The organism is Bradyrhizobium sp. JYMT SZCCT0428 (assembly GCF_018131075.1).
Taxonomy (GTDB): domain Bacteria; phylum Pseudomonadota; class Alphaproteobacteria; order Rhizobiales; family Xanthobacteraceae; genus Bradyrhizobium.
Map to the genome: position 1 here is coordinate 127,341 of NZ_JAFCLS010000013.1, position 15,956 is coordinate 143,296.

Sequence of the window (15,956 nt, forward strand, 5' to 3'; positions counted from 1 at the left end):
CATTGTTCTGCAGAGGGGTCGCTGCTCATGTCGCATTCATCGTTTTTACTCAACCGCCGGCACTTTCTGCAGACCACCCTGGCCGGCGCGACAGCTGCAGCTTTCCATGGTTCGGACGCCGCCGCGCAAGGCCGCTCGGAAACATTGCTTGTCGTGCAGGAGCTCGGCCCCAATTCGCTCGATATGCAGGGCGTCGGTTCGAACCAGACCGTCAACGGGCTGTCCTGGAATTGCTACGACCGGCTCCTGACCTACGCGCCGAAAACGCTGCCCGACGGGACGCTGTCCTACGACCGCGAAAAACTCGCGCCCGAACTGGCCGAGAGCTGGGAAGTTGCGGCCGACGGCATGTCCTGCGCCTTCAAGCTGCGCAAGGACGCAAAGTTTCACGACGGCACGCCGGTCACGGCCAGCGACGTCAAATGGTCGTTCGATCGCGCGGTCAAGGTCGGCGGTTTTCCCACCTTTCAGATGTCGGCGGGCTCACTGGAAAAAGCCGAACAGTTCGTCGTCGTCGACGACCACACTTTCCGGATCGACTATGTCCGCAAGGACAAGCTGCTGCTGTTCAACGTCGCCGTCGTCGTCCCCTTCATCATCAACTCGCAACTGGCGAAGAAGAATGCGACGCCGGAAGATCCCTGGGCATTGAGCTGGCTGAAGAACAACTAGGCCGGCGGCGGCGCCTACAAGCTTGACAGCTGGAAGCCCGGCACCGAGACCATCCTGACGCGCTTCGACGACTGGAAGAGCGGCCCGCTTCCGAAAATCAAACGCATTATCATGCGCGACATCCCTTCCCCCGGCACGCGGCGGGCCACGCTGGAACGCGGCGATGCGGATCTGTCGAGCGGCTTTGCCCCGCGCGATTTCGATCAGGTCATCAAGGACGGGAAGGTCAAGGTCTCCGGCGTGCCGATCCCGAATGCGCTTTGGTCACTGGCGCTGAATACCGCCAAGCCGCCGTTCGACAATGTCAAACTGCGCCAGGCGCTCGCCTGGGCGATGCCTTACGAACAGATCCAGAGCAGCGCCTTCTTCGGCCGCGCCGTTCCGATGTATGGCGGCCCCGCCGAGGTCTCAAAGCCGATATGGCCACAACCCTTCCCCTATGTCACCGACCTCGACAAGGCCAGGGCGCTGATGAAAGAGGCCGGTTTTGAGACCGGGTTCGAGACGACGCTCTCGCTCGACACTGGCACGGCAACGGTCGGCGAGCCCACCATCGTGCTCATTCAGGAGAGCCTCGCCAAGATCGGTATCAAGGCCGACATCAACAAGATCCCGGGGGCCAACTGGCGGACCACGCTGAACAAGAAGGAACTGCCGCTTGCGCTCAATCGCTTCAGCGGCTGGCTCGATTATCCCGAATATTACTTCTACTGGAATTTCCACGGCAACAATTCGATCTTCAACATCTCCTCGTACCAGAACAAGGAGATGGACAAGCTGATCGACAAGGCCCGCTTTACGACCGATGCCGCGGAATACGAAACGACCGTGAAGGCGTTCATTGCGCTGTGCATGCGCGACGTTCCGGTGATTCCGCTCAACCAGCCGATCCACGACGTCGCGATGCAAAAGAACATCGGAGGCTACGAATTCTGGTTTCACCGCGAGCCGGACTTCAGGCAGTTCACCAAGGGTTAGAGCGTTTTCCAGCGACGTGGACGCCGGTTCGCGTGGCTGGCCAAGCGCTCCCATTTCGAAGCCGAAATAAGCCCTGTCTTGCTGTGTGACGTCGGTCACGGCAACGGGCCGGCCCATGCCGTATCCCTGTGATCACGGATGGCGGGAATGGTCTCGCTCCAAGGACAACACCATCGCGTAACGATCAATCCCAAACCAACAGGAGACTGACATGAACAAGAATGAACTGAGCCTCGATGAACTGAACAAGGTTGCCGGCGGCATGATCAAGCAGACTTGCCCGCGGCTTCCGACCGGGACCGGCCCGACCTTCCCGACCGACCCGTTTCCGTTCCCGATTCCGTTTATTCCGCTTGGTCCGTTCCGTTTCTGATCCTTCGCGGCATCAGACCGGCAAGAGGCCGCCCAGTCGGGCGGCCTCTTTTACTTGAAGGTCTTTCGTCATTGCTGTGACTTCGCTCCGCCGCGAAAGCCCATCGCCAGGACGTAGCGCTCGGACGAGTCCTGGCGGCTCGAGGCCGGCTTGACGTGTTTGACGGTGGCAAAATCGCGCTTGAGCTGCGCCAGCAGTTCGCCTTCGGCGCCGCTCTGAAACACTTTTGCGACGAAGGTGCCGCCGGGATTGAGCACCTCGGTGGCGAACGCCGCCGCGGTTTCGACCAGCCCGATGATGCGGAGCTGATCGGTCTTGCGATGGCCCGTGGTGTTGGCGGCCATGTCTGATAGCACCACGTCGGCGCGGCCGCCCATCATCGCCAGCAGTTTTTCCGGTGCATCGTCGCTAAGGAAATCGAGCTGCGCGAAGGTGACGCCCGGCACTTCCGGCATCTCGAGCAGATCGATCGCGACCACCTTGCCCTTGCCGTTGGCCGCCCCGATGCGTTTGGCCGCGACCTGGCTCCAGCCGCCGGGGGCCGCGCCCAGATCGACCACGGAGATGCCTGACTTCAGGAAGCGATGCTTGTCGTCGATCTCGATCAGCTTGTAGGCCGCGCGCGAGCGCCATCCGTCCTTTTTGGCCTGCGCCACATAGGGATCGTTGAGCTGCCGTTCCAGCCAGAGCTTTGATGACAGCTTGCGCTTGCCACCAGACTTGACCGTGACGTGCAACCGGCCGGTGGTGTCTTTCGCCATATCTGTCCTCGTCGTCATTCCGGGATGGTCCGAAGGACCAGACCCGGAATCTCGAGCTTCCGGGTTCGATGCTTCGCATCGCCCCGGAATGACGTCAACAGGACCTTAGCGCGCCGTCCTCCCGCATCATTTCGACCAGCATGCCCTCGCGCAGGCCGCGGTCGGCGACGCGCAGCCGCGGCAGCGGGAACGCGTCGCGGATCGCGTCGAGGATGGCGCAACCGGCCAGCACCAGATCGGCGCGCTCGATGCTGATGCAATTGTTGTTGGCGCGCTCCTGATAGCTCATGCCGAGCAGCCGCTGGATCACCGAGGTGACGTCGGAATTGTTCATCCAGATGCCGTCGATGCGGCGCCGGTCGTAGCGCTGCAGGTTGAGAAACACGCCGGCCAGCGTCGTCACGGTGCCCGACGTGCCGAGCAGATGCATGTCACGCAGATCACCGCCGTGCTCGGCCGCAAACGGCGCCACATACTGCGCGACCTCGGCGACCATCCGCGCATAGGATTCGGGCGTAACGTCCTTGCCGCCGAAATGCTCGGCAATGGTGCCGACGCCGAGCGGGATCGACATCCAGGCCTTGATCCGCGGTACGGCGTTTTCTTCCGCTGGATCGCGCTCGATCCGGACCAGTTCGGTCGATCCGCCGCCGATATCGAACAGGATGGCACCCCGTCCTTTGGGGTCGAGCAGCGGCGAGCAGCCGATCACCGCGAGCGTCGCCTCGGTCTCGCGATCGATCACCTCGAGCCGGATGCCGGTGTCTTTTGCCACCCTCTCGCGAAAGCTCTCGGCATTGGCCGCGGCGCGGCAGGCTTCGGTTGCGATCAACCTCAGGCGCCGGGCCTTGCGGTAGCGGATCTTGTCGCTGCAGATACTCAAGGCCGCAATCGCACGGTCGATCGCCGCCTCGCTGATGGAACCGGTCGAGGAGATGCCCTCGCCCAGCCGGATGATCCGGGAGAACGAATCGACCACGCGGAAGCCGTCGCCGGCCGGACAGGCGATCAGGAGCCGGCAGTTGTTGGTGCCAAGGTCGAGTGCGGCGTAGACGCCGCCTTCCGCCCCTGCCACAGCAGACCCTGACGGGCTTGCGCGGGCCGCAAGGCCATCGGCAAGCCGCGTATCCTCGTTCATCAAAACTGTCTTTCCGCGGCATATGCTGCCGCCGAAGAATGAGCGTTCACGGAAACTTTAGCAGCGCCAAGGGCCTACGCAACATCCCATCACATAGGACCATGCCCAAACAGGCGTTGTCGCTGGGGGATCGGTGCGTTATTTGGTTCCGAGCCCGCGAAAGTCGCGGAAATCCAAGCATTTCAGGTATTTTTCGATGCAAGATCACACGTCGCCGTCGTCGCTGGAAAACGCTATCGCAGTGCAAAAATACGGCGTCGGGCAGCCGGTCCGGCGCAAGGAAGACGACACGCTGGTCCGCGGCAAGGGTAAATACACCGATGATTTCAGCCTGCCGGGCCAGGCCTATGCCTGGATCGTGCGCTCCAGCCATGCCCATGGAATCATCCGCGGCATCGATATCAAGGCCGCGCGAACCATGCCGGGCGTGCTCGGCGCCTGGACCGGCCAGGACCTGGTGGCCGCCGGCTACAACCCCTTCACCTGCGGCCTGCCGCTGAAGAGCCGCGACGGCTCGCCGCTGCTGCAGACCAACCGCATGGCCTTGGCGACCGACAAGGTGCGCTTCGTCGGCGATCCCGTGGCCTATGTCGTCGCCGAAACGCTGGCGCAGGCGCGCGATGCGGCGGAAGCCGTCGAGCTCGATATCGAGCCGCTGCCCGCGGTGACCAGTGCCGAGGAAGCCGCAAAGCCCGGCGCGCCGCAGCTCTACGATCACATCCCCAACAACACAGCGCTCGACTATCACTATGGCGATGCCGCGAAGATCGATGCGGCGTTCGCCGGCGCCGCGCATGTGACGAAGCTCGATATCGTCAACACCCGTGTCGCCGTGGTGTCGATGGAGCCGCGCGTGGCGCTGGCTTCCTACGACAAGGCCAGCGAGCGCTTCACTATCCAGGTGCCGACGCAGGGCGTTTCCGGCAACAAGGTCACGTTTGCAAAAATCCTGAACGTGCCGAACGACAAGGTTCGCATCCTGACCGCCAATGTCGGCGGCTCGTTCGGCATGAAGAACATGAACTATCCGGAATACACCTGCATCGCGCATGCCTCGAAGGTGCTGGGCCGTCCGGTGAAGTGGACCGACGAGCGCTCGACCAGCTTCCTGTCCGACAGCCACGGCCGCGCGCAGACCATGCATTGCGAACTGGCGCTGGATGCCGAGGGTAAATTTCTCGCCGTGCGTCTGAAAGGCTACGGCAATCTCGGCGCCTACATCACCGGCGTGGCGCCGGGCCCGCTGTCGCTCAACACCGCCAAGAACCTTGCAAGCGTCTATCGCACGCCGCTGCTCGGTGTCGACATCAAGACGGTGCTGACCAACACCACGCTGATGGGCGCCTATCGCGGCGCCGGCCGGCCCGAGGCCAATTACTACATGGAGCGGCTGATCGACCGCGCCGCCGATGAGATGGGCATCAACCGGCTCACCCTGCGCAAGCGCAATTTCATCAAGCCGGCGCAACTGCCGTTCCCGGCGGCGTCCGGCGTCACCTATGACAGCGGCGATTTCCAGGGCGTGTTCGCCAAAGCGCTGGAATTGTCCGACCACGCCAATTTTGCGAAACGCAAAAAGGAAAGCAGGAAGCAGGGAAAACTGCGCGGTATCGCGGTCGGCTCCTATCTCGAAGTCACGGCGCCGCCGAGCGGTGAACTCGGCAAGATCAATTTCGAGCCTAATGGTTCGGTGAAGCTCACCACAGGCACGCTCGATTACGGCCAGGGCCACGCCACGCCGTTCGCGCAGGTGCTGTCCGCCGAGCTCGGCGTTCCCTTCGAAAAGATCACGCTCGAGCAGGGCGACAGCGATCTCGTGCGCTTCGGCAACGGCACCGGCGGCTCGCGCTCGATCACCGCGACCGGCCAGGCCATCGTCGAAGCCGCGGCGCTCGTGGTCGCCAAGGGCAAGCAGGCGGCGGCGCATCTGATGGAAGCCAGCGAGGGCGACATCGAATTCGGCAATGGCCGCTTCACCATCGCCGGCACCGACCGCTCGATCGGCATCATGGAGCTGGCGCAGCGCCTGCGCGACGGCAAGGTGCCGGAGGGCGTGCCCGATACGCTCGACGTCGACCACGCCACCAAGGACACGCCGTCGACCTTCCCCAATGGCTGCCACGTCGCCGAAGTCGAGATCGATCCCGACACCGGGGTTACGCAAATCGTGCGCTACACCGGGATCAGCGACTTCGGCACCATCGTCAATCCGATGATCGTCGACGGCCAGCTGCATGGCGGCGTCGCGCAAGGCATCGGCCAGGCGCTGATGGAGGAAGTGAGCTACGATTCCAGCGGCCAGCCGATCACCGGCTCGTTCATGGATTATGCGATGCCGCGCGCCGGCGACATCCCGCTGATGGCAACCGCCGATCACCCCTCGCCCGCCAAAACCAATCCTTTGGGCACCAAGGGCTGCGGCGAAGCCGGCTGCGCCGGCAGCCTCGCCTGCATCGTCAATGCTGTCATCGATGCGCTGTCGGAGTACGGCATTTCGCAGATCGATATGCCATTGACATCGGAACGCGTCTGGCGTGCGATCCAGGAGGCCAAGGCGAGGAAGGCGGCATAGGATGCAACCAGCCATCATCGGTGAACTCCGCGCAGCGTTCGACGCCACAACGGTCCTGACCGGCGCCGATATCGATGCGCGCTATTACACCGATATAGCCGGCATCCCCGTCCCCCCGCCACTCGCGGTGATGCGGCCGCGCTCAACCGAGGACGTCTCGCGATTCCTGGCGATCTGTCACCGCGCGCGCGTAGCGGTCACGACCCAGGGCGGCATGACCGGACTCGTCGGCGCCACCATGCCGATGGCCGGCGAGATCGTGCTGTCGATGGAGCGCATGAACGCGATCGAGGAGGTCGATACCGGCGGCGGGGTCGTCATCGCCCAGGCCGCCGTGCCGCTGCAGCGCGTGCACGAGCGCGTCGCGCAGGACGGCTTCATGTACCCGCTCGATCTCGGCGCCCGCGGCAGCTGCACGATCGGCGGCAACATTTCGACCAATGCCGGCGGCAATCGGGTGATCCGCTATGGCATGACGCGCGATCTCGTGCTCGGGCTCGAAGCGGTGCTCGCTGACGGCACCGTGCTCAAGGGCGTGCGCAAATACATCAAGAACAACACCGGCACCGACCTCAAGCAATTGTTCATCGGCACCGAAGGCACGCTCGGCGTGGTGACGCGCGCGGCATTGCGGATTTTCCCGGCTCCGGCCGAACAGCAGGTGGTGCTGTGCGCGCTGCCGAGCTTCGACAAGGTGCGGGCGATGCTCGACCTGGCGCGCAAGCGGCTTGGCGGCGAACTGACCGCGTTCGAGGTGATGTGGAACAGCTATTACCGCCTTGTGACGCAGCTGGTGCGAGGCGTCGCCGCGCCACTGCCGGCCACCCATCCCTTCTATTTGCTGATGGAATCCTCGGGCAGCAATGCCGAGCGACTCCGCGCCGACGTTGAAAGTCTGCTCGAAGAGGCGCTGGGTGAAGGCATCATCCTCGATGCGATCATTGCCAATTCAGGTGCTTCTACAGCCTCCATCTGGCGGGTTCGCGATTCCAGCGTCGAACTCAGCCGGGCGACCGCGCCCACCGTCGGCTTCGACATCAGCCTCGCCATCGACCAGATGGAACCGTTCACGGAAGCCGTCGCAAAGGCGATCAAGGCGGTCGACAAGGACGCCTACACCATCGTGCTCGGGCATGTCGGCGACGGCAACCTGCACGTCAACACAAAATACTCGCCTCCGGCTGACAAGCATGAGGAGATGAAGAAGCTGGTGTTCGGCCTCACCAGCGAGTTCGGCGGTTCGATCTCGGCCGAGCACGGCATCGGCATCTCCAGGCGGCCCTATCTCAAGCTCAGCCGCACCGCGGAGGAGATCGAGACCATGCGCACTTTGAAGCGCGCGCTTGATCCGCATCACATCCTCAATCCCGGTCGCGTCTTCGAGATGTGAATATCTTGCCTTCCCCCTCGCCCCGCTCTTGCGGGGAGAGGGTTGGGGTGAGGGGCTGCTTCCACGCAGTTGGTGCGAATTGATGGACCTGTACCCCCTCACCCGGATTGCATCTGTGATGCAATCCGACCTCTCCCCGCAAGCGGGGCGAGGTGAAAAAAATCAGGCGGCGAGCTTCAAAGCGCGCTCCAGGAGCTCCAGGCGGTCCTGGCCCCAGAAGATCTCGCCCGAGGGCAAGACGTAACTGGGCGCGCCGAACACGCCCGCCTTCAGGGCATCCTGCGTATATTTCTCATAGAGCGCATCGAGTTCCGCATCCGATGGGCCGCCGGCCCGCAGCGCGGCGGCGTCGAGGCCGGCGCGTTGCGCTGATGATGCCATCACCGCGGGGTCCGCAAACGATTCCTCGCGCTCCCAGATGGCGCGCGCCAGCTCCAGGGACAATTTATGGGCGTCCTTGCCCTGCAGCTTGGCTGCGATCACGAGGCGCGTCGCCGCCGTATCATCGCTGGGAAAGAACTTCGGCTCGACATTGAGCGGAAGTCCCCGCACCTCGCGCCAGCGCCTGAGCTCCATCAGCCGGTAAGCCTGCCGCTGCGGCGAGCGCTTTGGCAGCGGCAGCCCGCCGGTCTGCTCGAAAATCGGGCCGAATTTGGCAGGCTTGACGTTGACTTCAGCGCCATAGCGCCGCGCAATCTCGGCGAACGGGCCGCTGCCCATATAGGTCCAGGGCGAGTTCAGCGACAGATAGTAGTCGATGGTGATGGCCATGATTACGCCGCCACCTGTTCGCGCGGCCGGTAGATCGCGGTGTGGTGGCAATGCGCCAGCGGCGTCTTGCCGTTGGCGACCACCAGCGCGTCGAGTTCGACGAAACGGTGCCCCTTCTTGTCGTAATTGCCGATCACTTTGGCGCGCGCGGTCAATTCATCGCCGATGCGGGCCGCGGACAGCAGCTGCATCCTTGTGCCGACATGAATCCATGGACCCATGATGGCGTTGTCGACCAGCACCATGTTCATCACCCGCGGCAGCAGGCCGGGGTGGCCGAGTCCTTCCTGCGCGTAGATCGCATCGGTTTCGCGAATATCCGCCAGATATTGTTTTGCCGCGTCCGTCGCCCAGGTGCGCGGCGCCGCGCCCAGCCATTTCCCCAGTGCATAGGACGACGCATCGACCGGCTTGCGCTCGCCCACCGCCGCAACGTCGACAAAGGCGGAAAGGGAGAATGATGGCGCTGCCGCCGGCAGCGACGCCGTGCCGGTGGCACAAACATCTCCCCGGCTCTCGACCTCGATCTCAAGCACGCCGTTGCTTTCCTCGCCCATGACATCGGCCTGCTCGCCGTCATAGACCGGCTTGACGAAGCGGGTTTCGATCAGGCCACGCTCGAGAAAGGCCCGGCCCCATTTTGCGACCGGCAGGTGCATCATGTAGGCCATGACATCGACACCGGGCACCAGACCGCCGCTAAAACCATAGCGCTTCGCCACCGTGTCATCGTGCATCTTGTTCTCGGAATGCTTCGAAGTGTTATAGGCCGAGACGCGATACGGCCCGATCCGGCTTGTCATGCCCATTTCCTCTATTTTCTTGTTGTTTCCGGGCGTTATCGTACGCAAAGAAAGTGCCGTGGCAAGCGTGTTCCCCGGCCTGTTTTCCTCGCATTTTTCCGCCCCATGGAGTACCACGCGCGGACGAGACGACGAGACCGAATCCACCCCCAATATACCGACTGAAGTGCCTGACTTGAATCCACCCCGCATCTATGTCGACGCCGACGCCTGCCCGGTCAAGGACGAGATCTATAAGGTCGCGAGCCGGCACGGCCTGCCCGTCAGCGTGGTCGCGGGCAATTTCATCCGCGTGCCGCAGGATCCGCTGATCGAGCGGATCGCCGCCGGCGCCGGGATGGATGCCGCCGACGACTGGATCGCGGAACGCGCCGGCAAAGGCGATATCGTCATCACCTCCGATATTCCGCTGGCGAGCCGTTGCGTGAAGGCCGGCGCCGAGGTGCTGGCACCGAACGGCAAGCCGTTCACCGAACAATCGATCGGCATGACGCTCGCGGTACGCAATTTGATGACCGACCTGCGCTCATCAGGTGAAGTGACGGGCGGCCCGAGATCCTTTGCGCCGCGCGACCGCTCGGCGTTCCTCTCCGCGCTCGACCAGACCATCCGGCGCATCCAGCGTCAGCGGGCTTTGCCGCCTGCGCCGAACCAGAATTGAGCTGAACGATGCCGCCGCCGCTGATCCAGTTGAAAGATATCGCGCTGACCTTTGGCGGCACGCCGCTGTTGTCGGGCGTGGAGCTATCGGTGTCGACGGCCGAGCGCGTGTGCCTGATTGGCCGCAACGGTTCCGGCAAATCGACGCTGCTGAAGATCGCCGCAGGGCTCGTCGAGCCCGACAGCGGCAGCCGCTTCGTGCAGCCCGGCGCCACCATCCGCTATCTGCCGCAGGAGCCTGATTTCGGCACGCACAAGACGACGCTGGCCTATGTTGAGGCCGGCCTCAATCCGGGCGACGACCATTATCAGGCGCGCTATCTCATCGAGCAACTGGGCTTGAGCGGCGATGAAGATCCCGCCCATGTCTCGGGCGGCGAAGCCCGCCGTGCCGCGCTGGCGCGGGTGCTGGCGCCCGCCCCCGACATTCTGCTGCTGGACGAGCCGACCAACCATCTCGATCTGACCACCATCGAATGGCTGGAAGGCGAGCTGGAGAGCCGCCGCTGTGCGCTCGTGATCATCAGCCATGACCGCCGCTTCCTCTCGAACCTGTCGCGCTCCACCGCCTGGCTCGACCGCGGCCAGATCAAGCAGATCGACCGCGGCTTTTCCGCATTCGAGGCCTGGCGCGACGAAGTGCTGGCCGAGGAAGAGCGCGACCAGCACAAGCTCGACCGCAAGATCGTCAATGAAGAGCACTGGCTGCGCTACGGCGTTTCCGGCCGCCGCAAGCGCAACGTCAAGCGGCTCGGCAATCTGCATGCGCTGCGCGACCAGCGGCGGACCTATCGCGGCGCCACCGGCAATGCCAGCCTCGCCGCCGCCGAAGCGGACAAGTCGGGCAAGCTGGTGATCGAGGCCAAGAACATCGGCAAATCCTTTGGCGACCGCAAGATCGTCGAGGGCTTCTCGATCCGGGTGCAACGCGGCGACCGCATCGGCATCGTCGGGCCCAACGGCGCCGGCAAGACCACGCTCATTGACATGCTGACCGGCGGCAGCCAGCCCGACAGCGGCACGATCCGGCTCGGCGCCAATATCGAGATGGCGACGCTGGACCAGCACCGCGAAAGCCTAGACCCCAAATCGACGCTGGCCGATGCCCTGACCGGGGGCGGCAGCGACCACGTCATGATCGGCGGCAAGCCGAAGCATGTCGTCAGCTACATGAAGGACTTCTTGTTCGCGCAGGAGCAGATGCGCACGCCGCTGGAGGTGCTGTCCGGCGGCGAACGCGGGCGGCTGATGCTGGCGCGCTCGCTGGCCAAGGCATCCAACTTGCTGGTGCTGGACGAGCCGACCAACGATCTCGACCTCGAAACCCTCGACGTGCTCGAGGAAATGCTCGGTGATTACGAAGGCACCGTGATCCTGATCAGCCATGACCGCGATTTCCTCGATCGCGTCGTGACCTCGGTGATCGCGCCCGAAGGCGACGGAAACTGGATCGAATATGCCGGCGGCTACACCGACATGCTGGCGCAGCGCGGCGCGGATCTGAAACGTGAGGCAGTGAAAGCCGCCGACGAAAAGCGGGAAGCAAGGGTCGCCGCTGGATCGCCCCAGGCCGGACCGAAACGACGCCTGAACTTCAACGAAAAGCACGCGCTGGAAACGCTGCCCAAGACCATGGCAAAGCTGCAAGCCGAGATTGCCAAGCAGCAGCGCATCCTTGACGATACCGATCTCTACAAGAAGAACCGCAAGAAGTTTGATTCCGCCTCCGATGCGCTTACAAAGGCGCAGAAGGAATTGCAGGAAGCCGAGGACAAGTGGCTGGAACTTGAAGTGCTTCGGGAAGAAATTGAGCAGGCTTGATGCGTAGGATGGGTAGAGCGCAGCGAAACCCATCATGCCCAATGGATAGTGTTTGATGGGTTTCGCTTCGCTCTACCCATCCTACGAAAGAGGACTCCCATGACCACACCCCTCGCCGCCAAGATCGCCCGTGAATACGGCACACCCGCCGCCGTGATCGACATGGACCGGGTCGAGCGCAACATCGCGCGGATCCAGGCGGCTTGCGATGCCGCAGGCGTCGCCAACCGGCCTCATATCAAGACCCACAAGAGCCCGCTGCTCGCGACCATGCAGATCAAGGCCGGCGCCAAGGGCATCACCTGCCAGAAGCTCGGTGAAGCCGAAGTGATGGCCGACGCCGGCATCGACGACATCCTGATCAGCTACAATCTGATCGGCGAGGAGAAGATGGCCCGGCTCGGCGCGCTGCAAGGCAAGGCTCATATGACGGTAGCGTGCGACAATTCCGTCGTGGTCGCAGGGTTGCCGCAGGCGGCCGCTGCATCCGGCAGGCCGCTCTCGGTGGTGGTCGAATGCGATACCGGGCGCAAGCGCGCCGGCGTCGAGACGCCTGCCGAAGCCATTGCGCTCGCGCGCGAGATCGCAGCGTCAAAAGGGCTGAAATTCGCCGGCTTCATGCTGTACCCGACAGAAACCGGCTGGGCGGAAGCGCAGAAGTTCTTTGACGAGGCGCTGGCCGGCGTGCGCGCGCTTGGCCTCGACGCGACGATGGTCTCGACCGGCGGCTCGCCGAACATGAAGAACGTCGGCAAACTCAAGGGCGCCACCGAGCATCGGCCCGGCACCTACATCTACAACGACCGCATGCAGGTCGCCGCCGGCGTCGCCGGCTGGGACGATTGCGCGCTCAACATCTATTCGACGGTCGTCAGCCGCGCCGGCCCGGATCGCGGCATTCTCGATGCCGGCTCCAAGACACTGACGTCCGACACCGGCGGGCTCGAAGGCCACGGCCTGATCATCGAGCATCCCGAGGCCAAGATCGCGCGTTTTGCCGAAGAGCATGGCTTTCTCGACCTTACCCGCAGCAATACACGCCCGAACGTCGGCGACGTCGTACGCATCGTGCCCAACCACGTCTGCGTCGTCGTCAACATGATGGACGAAGTGGTGATGGTGCGCGGCGAGGAGATTCTTGGGACGCTGCCGGTGGCGGCGCGGGGGAAGCTGCGGTAGTTGCCGGTCAGCAGTCCGTAGGATGGGTAGAGCGGAGCGAAACCCATCCTCTATCCCGATGACGTGATGTGATGGGTTTCGCTTACGCTCCACCCATCGTACGATCGAGCCACTTCAACACACCCCTGCCCGCCGCTGCCCCCGTTGCAAACGACGCCTGCAGCAGGTAGCCGCCGGTCGGCGCTTCCCAATCCAGCATTTCACCGGCCGCGAATACGCCGGGCAAACGGCGGATCATCAAGTCGGCGTCGAGTTCATCGAAGGCGATACCGCCCGCAGTCGAGATCGCGCGCGCAATTGGTGCTGTGCCGGAGAGCTCGATCGGCACGGCATTGATCAGCCGTGCAAGATCCGCCGGTGATAACGACGACAACGAGACGCCGGACGTCTTCGCCGCCTCCTGCAGCAATCCAATCGCGACCGGCGAGAGATGCGCGGCCTTGCGCAGGAAGTTCGACTGGGATTGTTTGCCCTTTGGCGCCGAGAGCCGCGCGGTCAATTCCTCGATCGCCAGATCGGGCCGCAGCGCGACGTGCAGCGTCGCCTGCCCTTCGGCGAGGATGGCCTCGCGCAAATCCGCCGACAGCGCATAGATCGCGCCACCTTCGATGCCCGTGCGGGTGATGATGGCCTCACCGCGAACGCTGTGTGCGCCAAACGTCAACGCCACGCCTTTGAGCGGCTGACCCCCGAAACGATCGCGGAAAATGTCGGACCAGGCGACGGTAAAGCCGGAATTGGCGGGACGAAGCTTTGATGCCGTCACCCCCCTGGCGGCGAGCGTTTCCACCCACGTCCCATCAGAGCCAAGCCGCGGCCAACTGGCACCACCGAGCGCCAGCACCGTCGCGCTGGCGTCAATCGCGCGTTGGCCGTCGGGCGTTTGAAACTGGGGGCGGCCGTCTTCGCTCCAACCGGTCCAGCGATGGCGTAGCGCGAGTTTCACACCCTGCGAATCCAGCCGCCGCAGCCATGCCCGCAGCAGCGGTGACGCCTTGAACGCCTTTGGGAAAACCCGGCCGCTGGAACCGACGAAGGTCGGCTGCCCCAGTGCCTCGCTCCAGTCGCGCAGCGCCTCTGGCGGAAAGGCTTCGATGGCCGCCTTCAGGTCCGGCATTGCTTCGGCGTATCGCGCCATGAACGCGGGCAACGGTTCGCCGTGCGTCAGGTTGAGCCCGCCCCGCCCGGCCATCAGCAGCTTGCGGCCGGCGGACGGCATCGCGTCATAGACGGTGACGGCAGCGCCGCCTTGCGCGAGCATTTCGGCGGCCATCAGGCCGGCGGGACCGGCGCCGATGACGGCGACAGCCATCGTCAGAGCTTGATCCCCGCTCTCGCCGCGGCCTGAGCGACATATTTCTGCGTCTGTTCGAACGCGCCCTGCAGCGCCTTCGCCGTCGACATGTCGCCGATCGCGGCAAAGTTCGCCGCGATGGCGTCCGGCGTCCAGTCGGACTGGGCCAGATTGATGCCTTCGGTCTCGACGACATTGATCACCGCGAACGAGCCGGCACCGGCGCCCATGATGGTGCGGGTCGGCGCGTCCTCGCTAAGCAAAAATTCCACCGCCGGCGTGATCGCTTCGGGACGCATCAGCGCCAGCGCCTGCGGCGGCAGCAGTTCCTCGGTCATGCGGGTCGCCGCGGTCGGCGAGATGGTGTTGACGCGGATGTTGTTCTTGCGGCCCTCCTCGGCCAGCACGTTCATCAGGCCGATCATCCCGGCTTTGGCCGCGCCGTAATTGGCCTGGCCGAAATTGCCGAACAGGCCGGATGAGGAAGTGGTGACGACGATGCGGCCGTAATTGCGCTCGCGCATGCCGGCCCACACCGCCTTGCAGCAGTAGAAGGTGCCGGTGAGATGGACATCCAGCACTTTTGCGAAATCAGCGACTTCCATTTTGGTGAACGACTTGTCGCGCAGGATGCCGGCATTGGCGCACAGCAGATCGACGCTGCCCCACTCCTTGGTGGCGCGCTCGACCATTGCGGTGACCTGTTCGAAATTCGACACGTCAGCGCCGTCGGCCATCGCGGTGCCGCCGACTTTGCGGATTTCCTCAACCACAGTCTCGGCCGGGGTCAGCGAGCCACCGGTGCCGTCGCGCGCGCCGCCGAAATCATTGACCACCACCTTGGCGCCGCGGCTGGCCAGCCCCAGCGCATGCGCCCGTCCCAGACCATTGCCCGCGCCGGTGACGATAGCGACGCGTCCGTCAAACCTGATTGTCATGCGTAAGATTCCTGGATGTGGGTTTTCTCGTCATGCCCGGCCTTGTGCCGGGCATCCACGTCTTGTTCGGTGCTGCATAGCAAGACGTGGATGGCCGGGACAAGCCCGGCCATGACGACGGAGGTACTAAGCGAAATAGATCAAGCCGAGCCAGTTGGCGACCAAAGCGGGCTTTGGTTCGCCCTCGATCTCGACGGTGACATTGGTGCGCGACTGCAACTCCTTCGGCTTGCGCAACGTCGCCTCCAGCAGCGTAAAACGCCCGCGGACGCGGGAGCCCGCGCGCACCGGCGACATGAAGCGCAGCCGATCGAACCCGTAGTTGACGCCCATCGTGGTGCCTTCGATGACCGGCATCACCTCATAGGACATGATCGACAGCAGCGACATCGTCAGAAAGCCGTGCGCCACGGTGGTGCCGTAAGCGGTTTCCTTCTTGGCGCGCTCGGGATCGACGTGGATGAACTGGTGGTCCTCGATCACGTCGGCATAGAGGTTGATCCTGGCCTGATCGACCAGGTGCCAGGACGAGACGCCGATCTCCTTGCCGACCATGGCCTGGTAGGCGTCAAACGAGACCGGTGGTTTCTTCCACACTTCATTCAT

Annotated in this window: 13 protein-coding genes and 1 pseudogene; 7 read left to right on the forward strand and 7 right to left on the reverse strand. The window is 63.8% G+C overall.

Annotated elements, in window-relative coordinates:
* Window positions 1–27: 27 nt before the first annotated feature.
* Both JQ575_RS15660 and JQ575_RS15665 read left to right on the forward strand, forming a co-directional pair.
* Window positions 28–1,650: pseudogene (locus tag JQ575_RS15660) on the forward strand (ABC transporter substrate-binding protein).
* 211 nt (window positions 1,651–1,861) lie between these two features.
* Window positions 1,862–2,023 (forward strand): hypothetical protein, encoded by a 162-nt coding sequence (locus JQ575_RS15665; RefSeq protein WP_212034131.1) that lies wholly within the window; start codon window positions 1,862–1,864, stop codon window positions 2,021–2,023.
* A 68-nt stretch (window positions 2,024–2,091) separates the two neighbouring features.
* On the opposite strand, the gene JQ575_RS15670 is transcribed toward JQ575_RS15665, so the two are convergent.
* Window positions 2,092–2,784, reverse strand: a complete 693-nt coding sequence (locus tag JQ575_RS15670) for an RlmE family RNA methyltransferase (protein WP_212034132.1) — start codon at window positions 2,782–2,784, stop codon at window positions 2,092–2,094.
* A 94-nt stretch (window positions 2,785–2,878) separates the two neighbouring features.
* Window positions 2,879–3,922, reverse strand: a complete 1,044-nt coding sequence (locus JQ575_RS15675) for a Ppx/GppA phosphatase family protein (RefSeq protein ID WP_212034133.1) — start codon at window positions 3,920–3,922, stop codon at window positions 2,879–2,881.
* A gap of 196 nt (window positions 3,923–4,118) precedes the next feature.
* On the opposite strand from JQ575_RS15675, the gene JQ575_RS15680 reads away from it, so the two are divergent.
* Window positions 4,119–6,494, forward strand: a complete 2,376-nt coding sequence (locus JQ575_RS15680; RefSeq protein ID WP_212034134.1) for a xanthine dehydrogenase family protein molybdopterin-binding subunit — start codon at window positions 4,119–4,121, stop codon at window positions 6,492–6,494.
* A gap of 1 nt (window position 6,495) precedes the next feature.
* Window positions 6,496–7,884, forward strand: a complete 1,389-nt coding sequence (locus JQ575_RS15685) for an FAD-binding oxidoreductase (RefSeq protein WP_212034135.1) — start codon at window positions 6,496–6,498, stop codon at window positions 7,882–7,884.
* 162 nt (window positions 7,885–8,046) lie between these two features.
* On the opposite strand, the gene JQ575_RS15690 is transcribed toward JQ575_RS15685, so the two are convergent.
* A complete protein-coding gene (locus JQ575_RS15690; protein WP_212034136.1) occupies window positions 8,047–8,655 on the reverse strand; it encodes a 2-hydroxychromene-2-carboxylate isomerase in 609 nt (202 codons plus the stop codon).
* Between the two features lie 2 nt (window positions 8,656–8,657).
* Window positions 8,658–9,458, reverse strand: a complete 801-nt coding sequence (locus JQ575_RS15695; protein WP_212034137.1) for a hypothetical protein — start codon at window positions 9,456–9,458, stop codon at window positions 8,658–8,660.
* Between the two features lie 175 nt (window positions 9,459–9,633).
* Between JQ575_RS15695 and JQ575_RS15700 the strand changes: the two genes are divergently transcribed.
* From JQ575_RS15700 to JQ575_RS15710, 3 genes are all read left to right on the forward strand, one after another.
* Window positions 9,634–10,119: a YaiI/YqxD family protein gene (locus JQ575_RS15700; protein WP_212034138.1), complete on the forward strand. Its 486-nt coding sequence runs from the start codon at window positions 9,634–9,636 to the stop codon at window positions 10,117–10,119.
* Window positions 10,120–10,127: 8 nt separating this feature from the next.
* Window positions 10,128–11,939, forward strand: coding sequence for an ABC-F family ATP-binding cassette domain-containing protein (locus JQ575_RS15705; RefSeq protein WP_212034139.1), 1,812 nt, complete (start codon window positions 10,128–10,130; stop codon window positions 11,937–11,939).
* Window positions 11,940–12,038: 99 nt separating this feature from the next.
* On the forward strand, window positions 12,039–13,118 hold the full coding sequence (locus JQ575_RS15710; protein WP_212034140.1) for a D-TA family PLP-dependent enzyme: 1,080 nt from the start codon (window positions 12,039–12,041) through the stop codon (window positions 13,116–13,118).
* 82 nt (window positions 13,119–13,200) lie between these two features.
* Here JQ575_RS15710 and JQ575_RS15715 read toward each other — a convergent pair whose 3' ends face one another.
* The 3 genes from JQ575_RS15715 to JQ575_RS15725 form a co-directional block, all read right to left on the reverse strand.
* Window positions 13,201–14,430, reverse strand: coding sequence for a TIGR03862 family flavoprotein (locus JQ575_RS15715; RefSeq protein ID WP_212034141.1), 1,230 nt, complete (start codon window positions 14,428–14,430; stop codon window positions 13,201–13,203).
* Between the two features lie 2 nt (window positions 14,431–14,432).
* Complete coding sequence (locus JQ575_RS15720; RefSeq protein WP_212034142.1) at window positions 14,433–15,350, reverse strand: SDR family NAD(P)-dependent oxidoreductase; 918 nt, start codon at window positions 15,348–15,350, stop codon at window positions 14,433–14,435.
* 126 nt (window positions 15,351–15,476) lie between these two features.
* The gene (locus JQ575_RS15725) at window positions 15,477–15,956 is read right to left on the reverse strand and encodes a MaoC family dehydratase (protein WP_212034143.1); all 480 of its coding nucleotides are present in this window, start codon (window positions 15,954–15,956) and stop codon (window positions 15,477–15,479) included.

Bases quoted from the DNA above. Each gene is read 5' to 3' on its own strand.
- JQ575_RS15665 (WP_212034131.1), top strand. From the start codon at position 1,862: ATGAACAAGAATGAACTGAGCCTCGATGAACTGAACAAGGTTGCCGGC.
- JQ575_RS15670 (WP_212034132.1), bottom strand. From the start codon at position 2,784: ATGGCGAAAGACACCACCGGCCGGTTGCACGTCACGGTCAAGTCTGGT.
- JQ575_RS15675 (WP_212034133.1), bottom strand. From the start codon at position 3,922: ATGAACGAGGATACGCGGCTTGCCGATGGCCTTGCGGCCCGCGCAAGC.
- JQ575_RS15680 (WP_212034134.1), top strand. From the start codon at position 4,119: ATGCAAGATCACACGTCGCCGTCGTCGCTGGAAAACGCTATCGCAGTG.
- JQ575_RS15685 (WP_212034135.1), top strand. From the start codon at position 6,496: ATGCAACCAGCCATCATCGGTGAACTCCGCGCAGCGTTCGACGCCACA.
- JQ575_RS15690 (WP_212034136.1), bottom strand. From the start codon at position 8,655: ATGGCCATCACCATCGACTACTATCTGTCGCTGAACTCGCCCTGGACC.
- JQ575_RS15695 (WP_212034137.1), bottom strand. From the start codon at position 9,458: ATGACAAGCCGGATCGGGCCGTATCGCGTCTCGGCCTATAACACTTCG.
- JQ575_RS15705 (WP_212034139.1), top strand. From the start codon at position 10,128: ATGCCGCCGCCGCTGATCCAGTTGAAAGATATCGCGCTGACCTTTGGC.
- JQ575_RS15710 (WP_212034140.1), top strand. From the start codon at position 12,039: ATGACCACACCCCTCGCCGCCAAGATCGCCCGTGAATACGGCACACCC.
- JQ575_RS15715 (WP_212034141.1), bottom strand. From the start codon at position 14,430: ATGGCTGTCGCCGTCATCGGCGCCGGTCCCGCCGGCCTGATGGCCGCC.
- JQ575_RS15720 (WP_212034142.1), bottom strand. From the start codon at position 15,350: ATGACAATCAGGTTTGACGGACGCGTCGCTATCGTCACCGGCGCGGGC.
- JQ575_RS15725 (WP_212034143.1), bottom strand. From the start codon at position 15,956: ATGAATGAAGTGTGGAAGAAACCACCGGTCTCGTTTGACGCCTACCAG.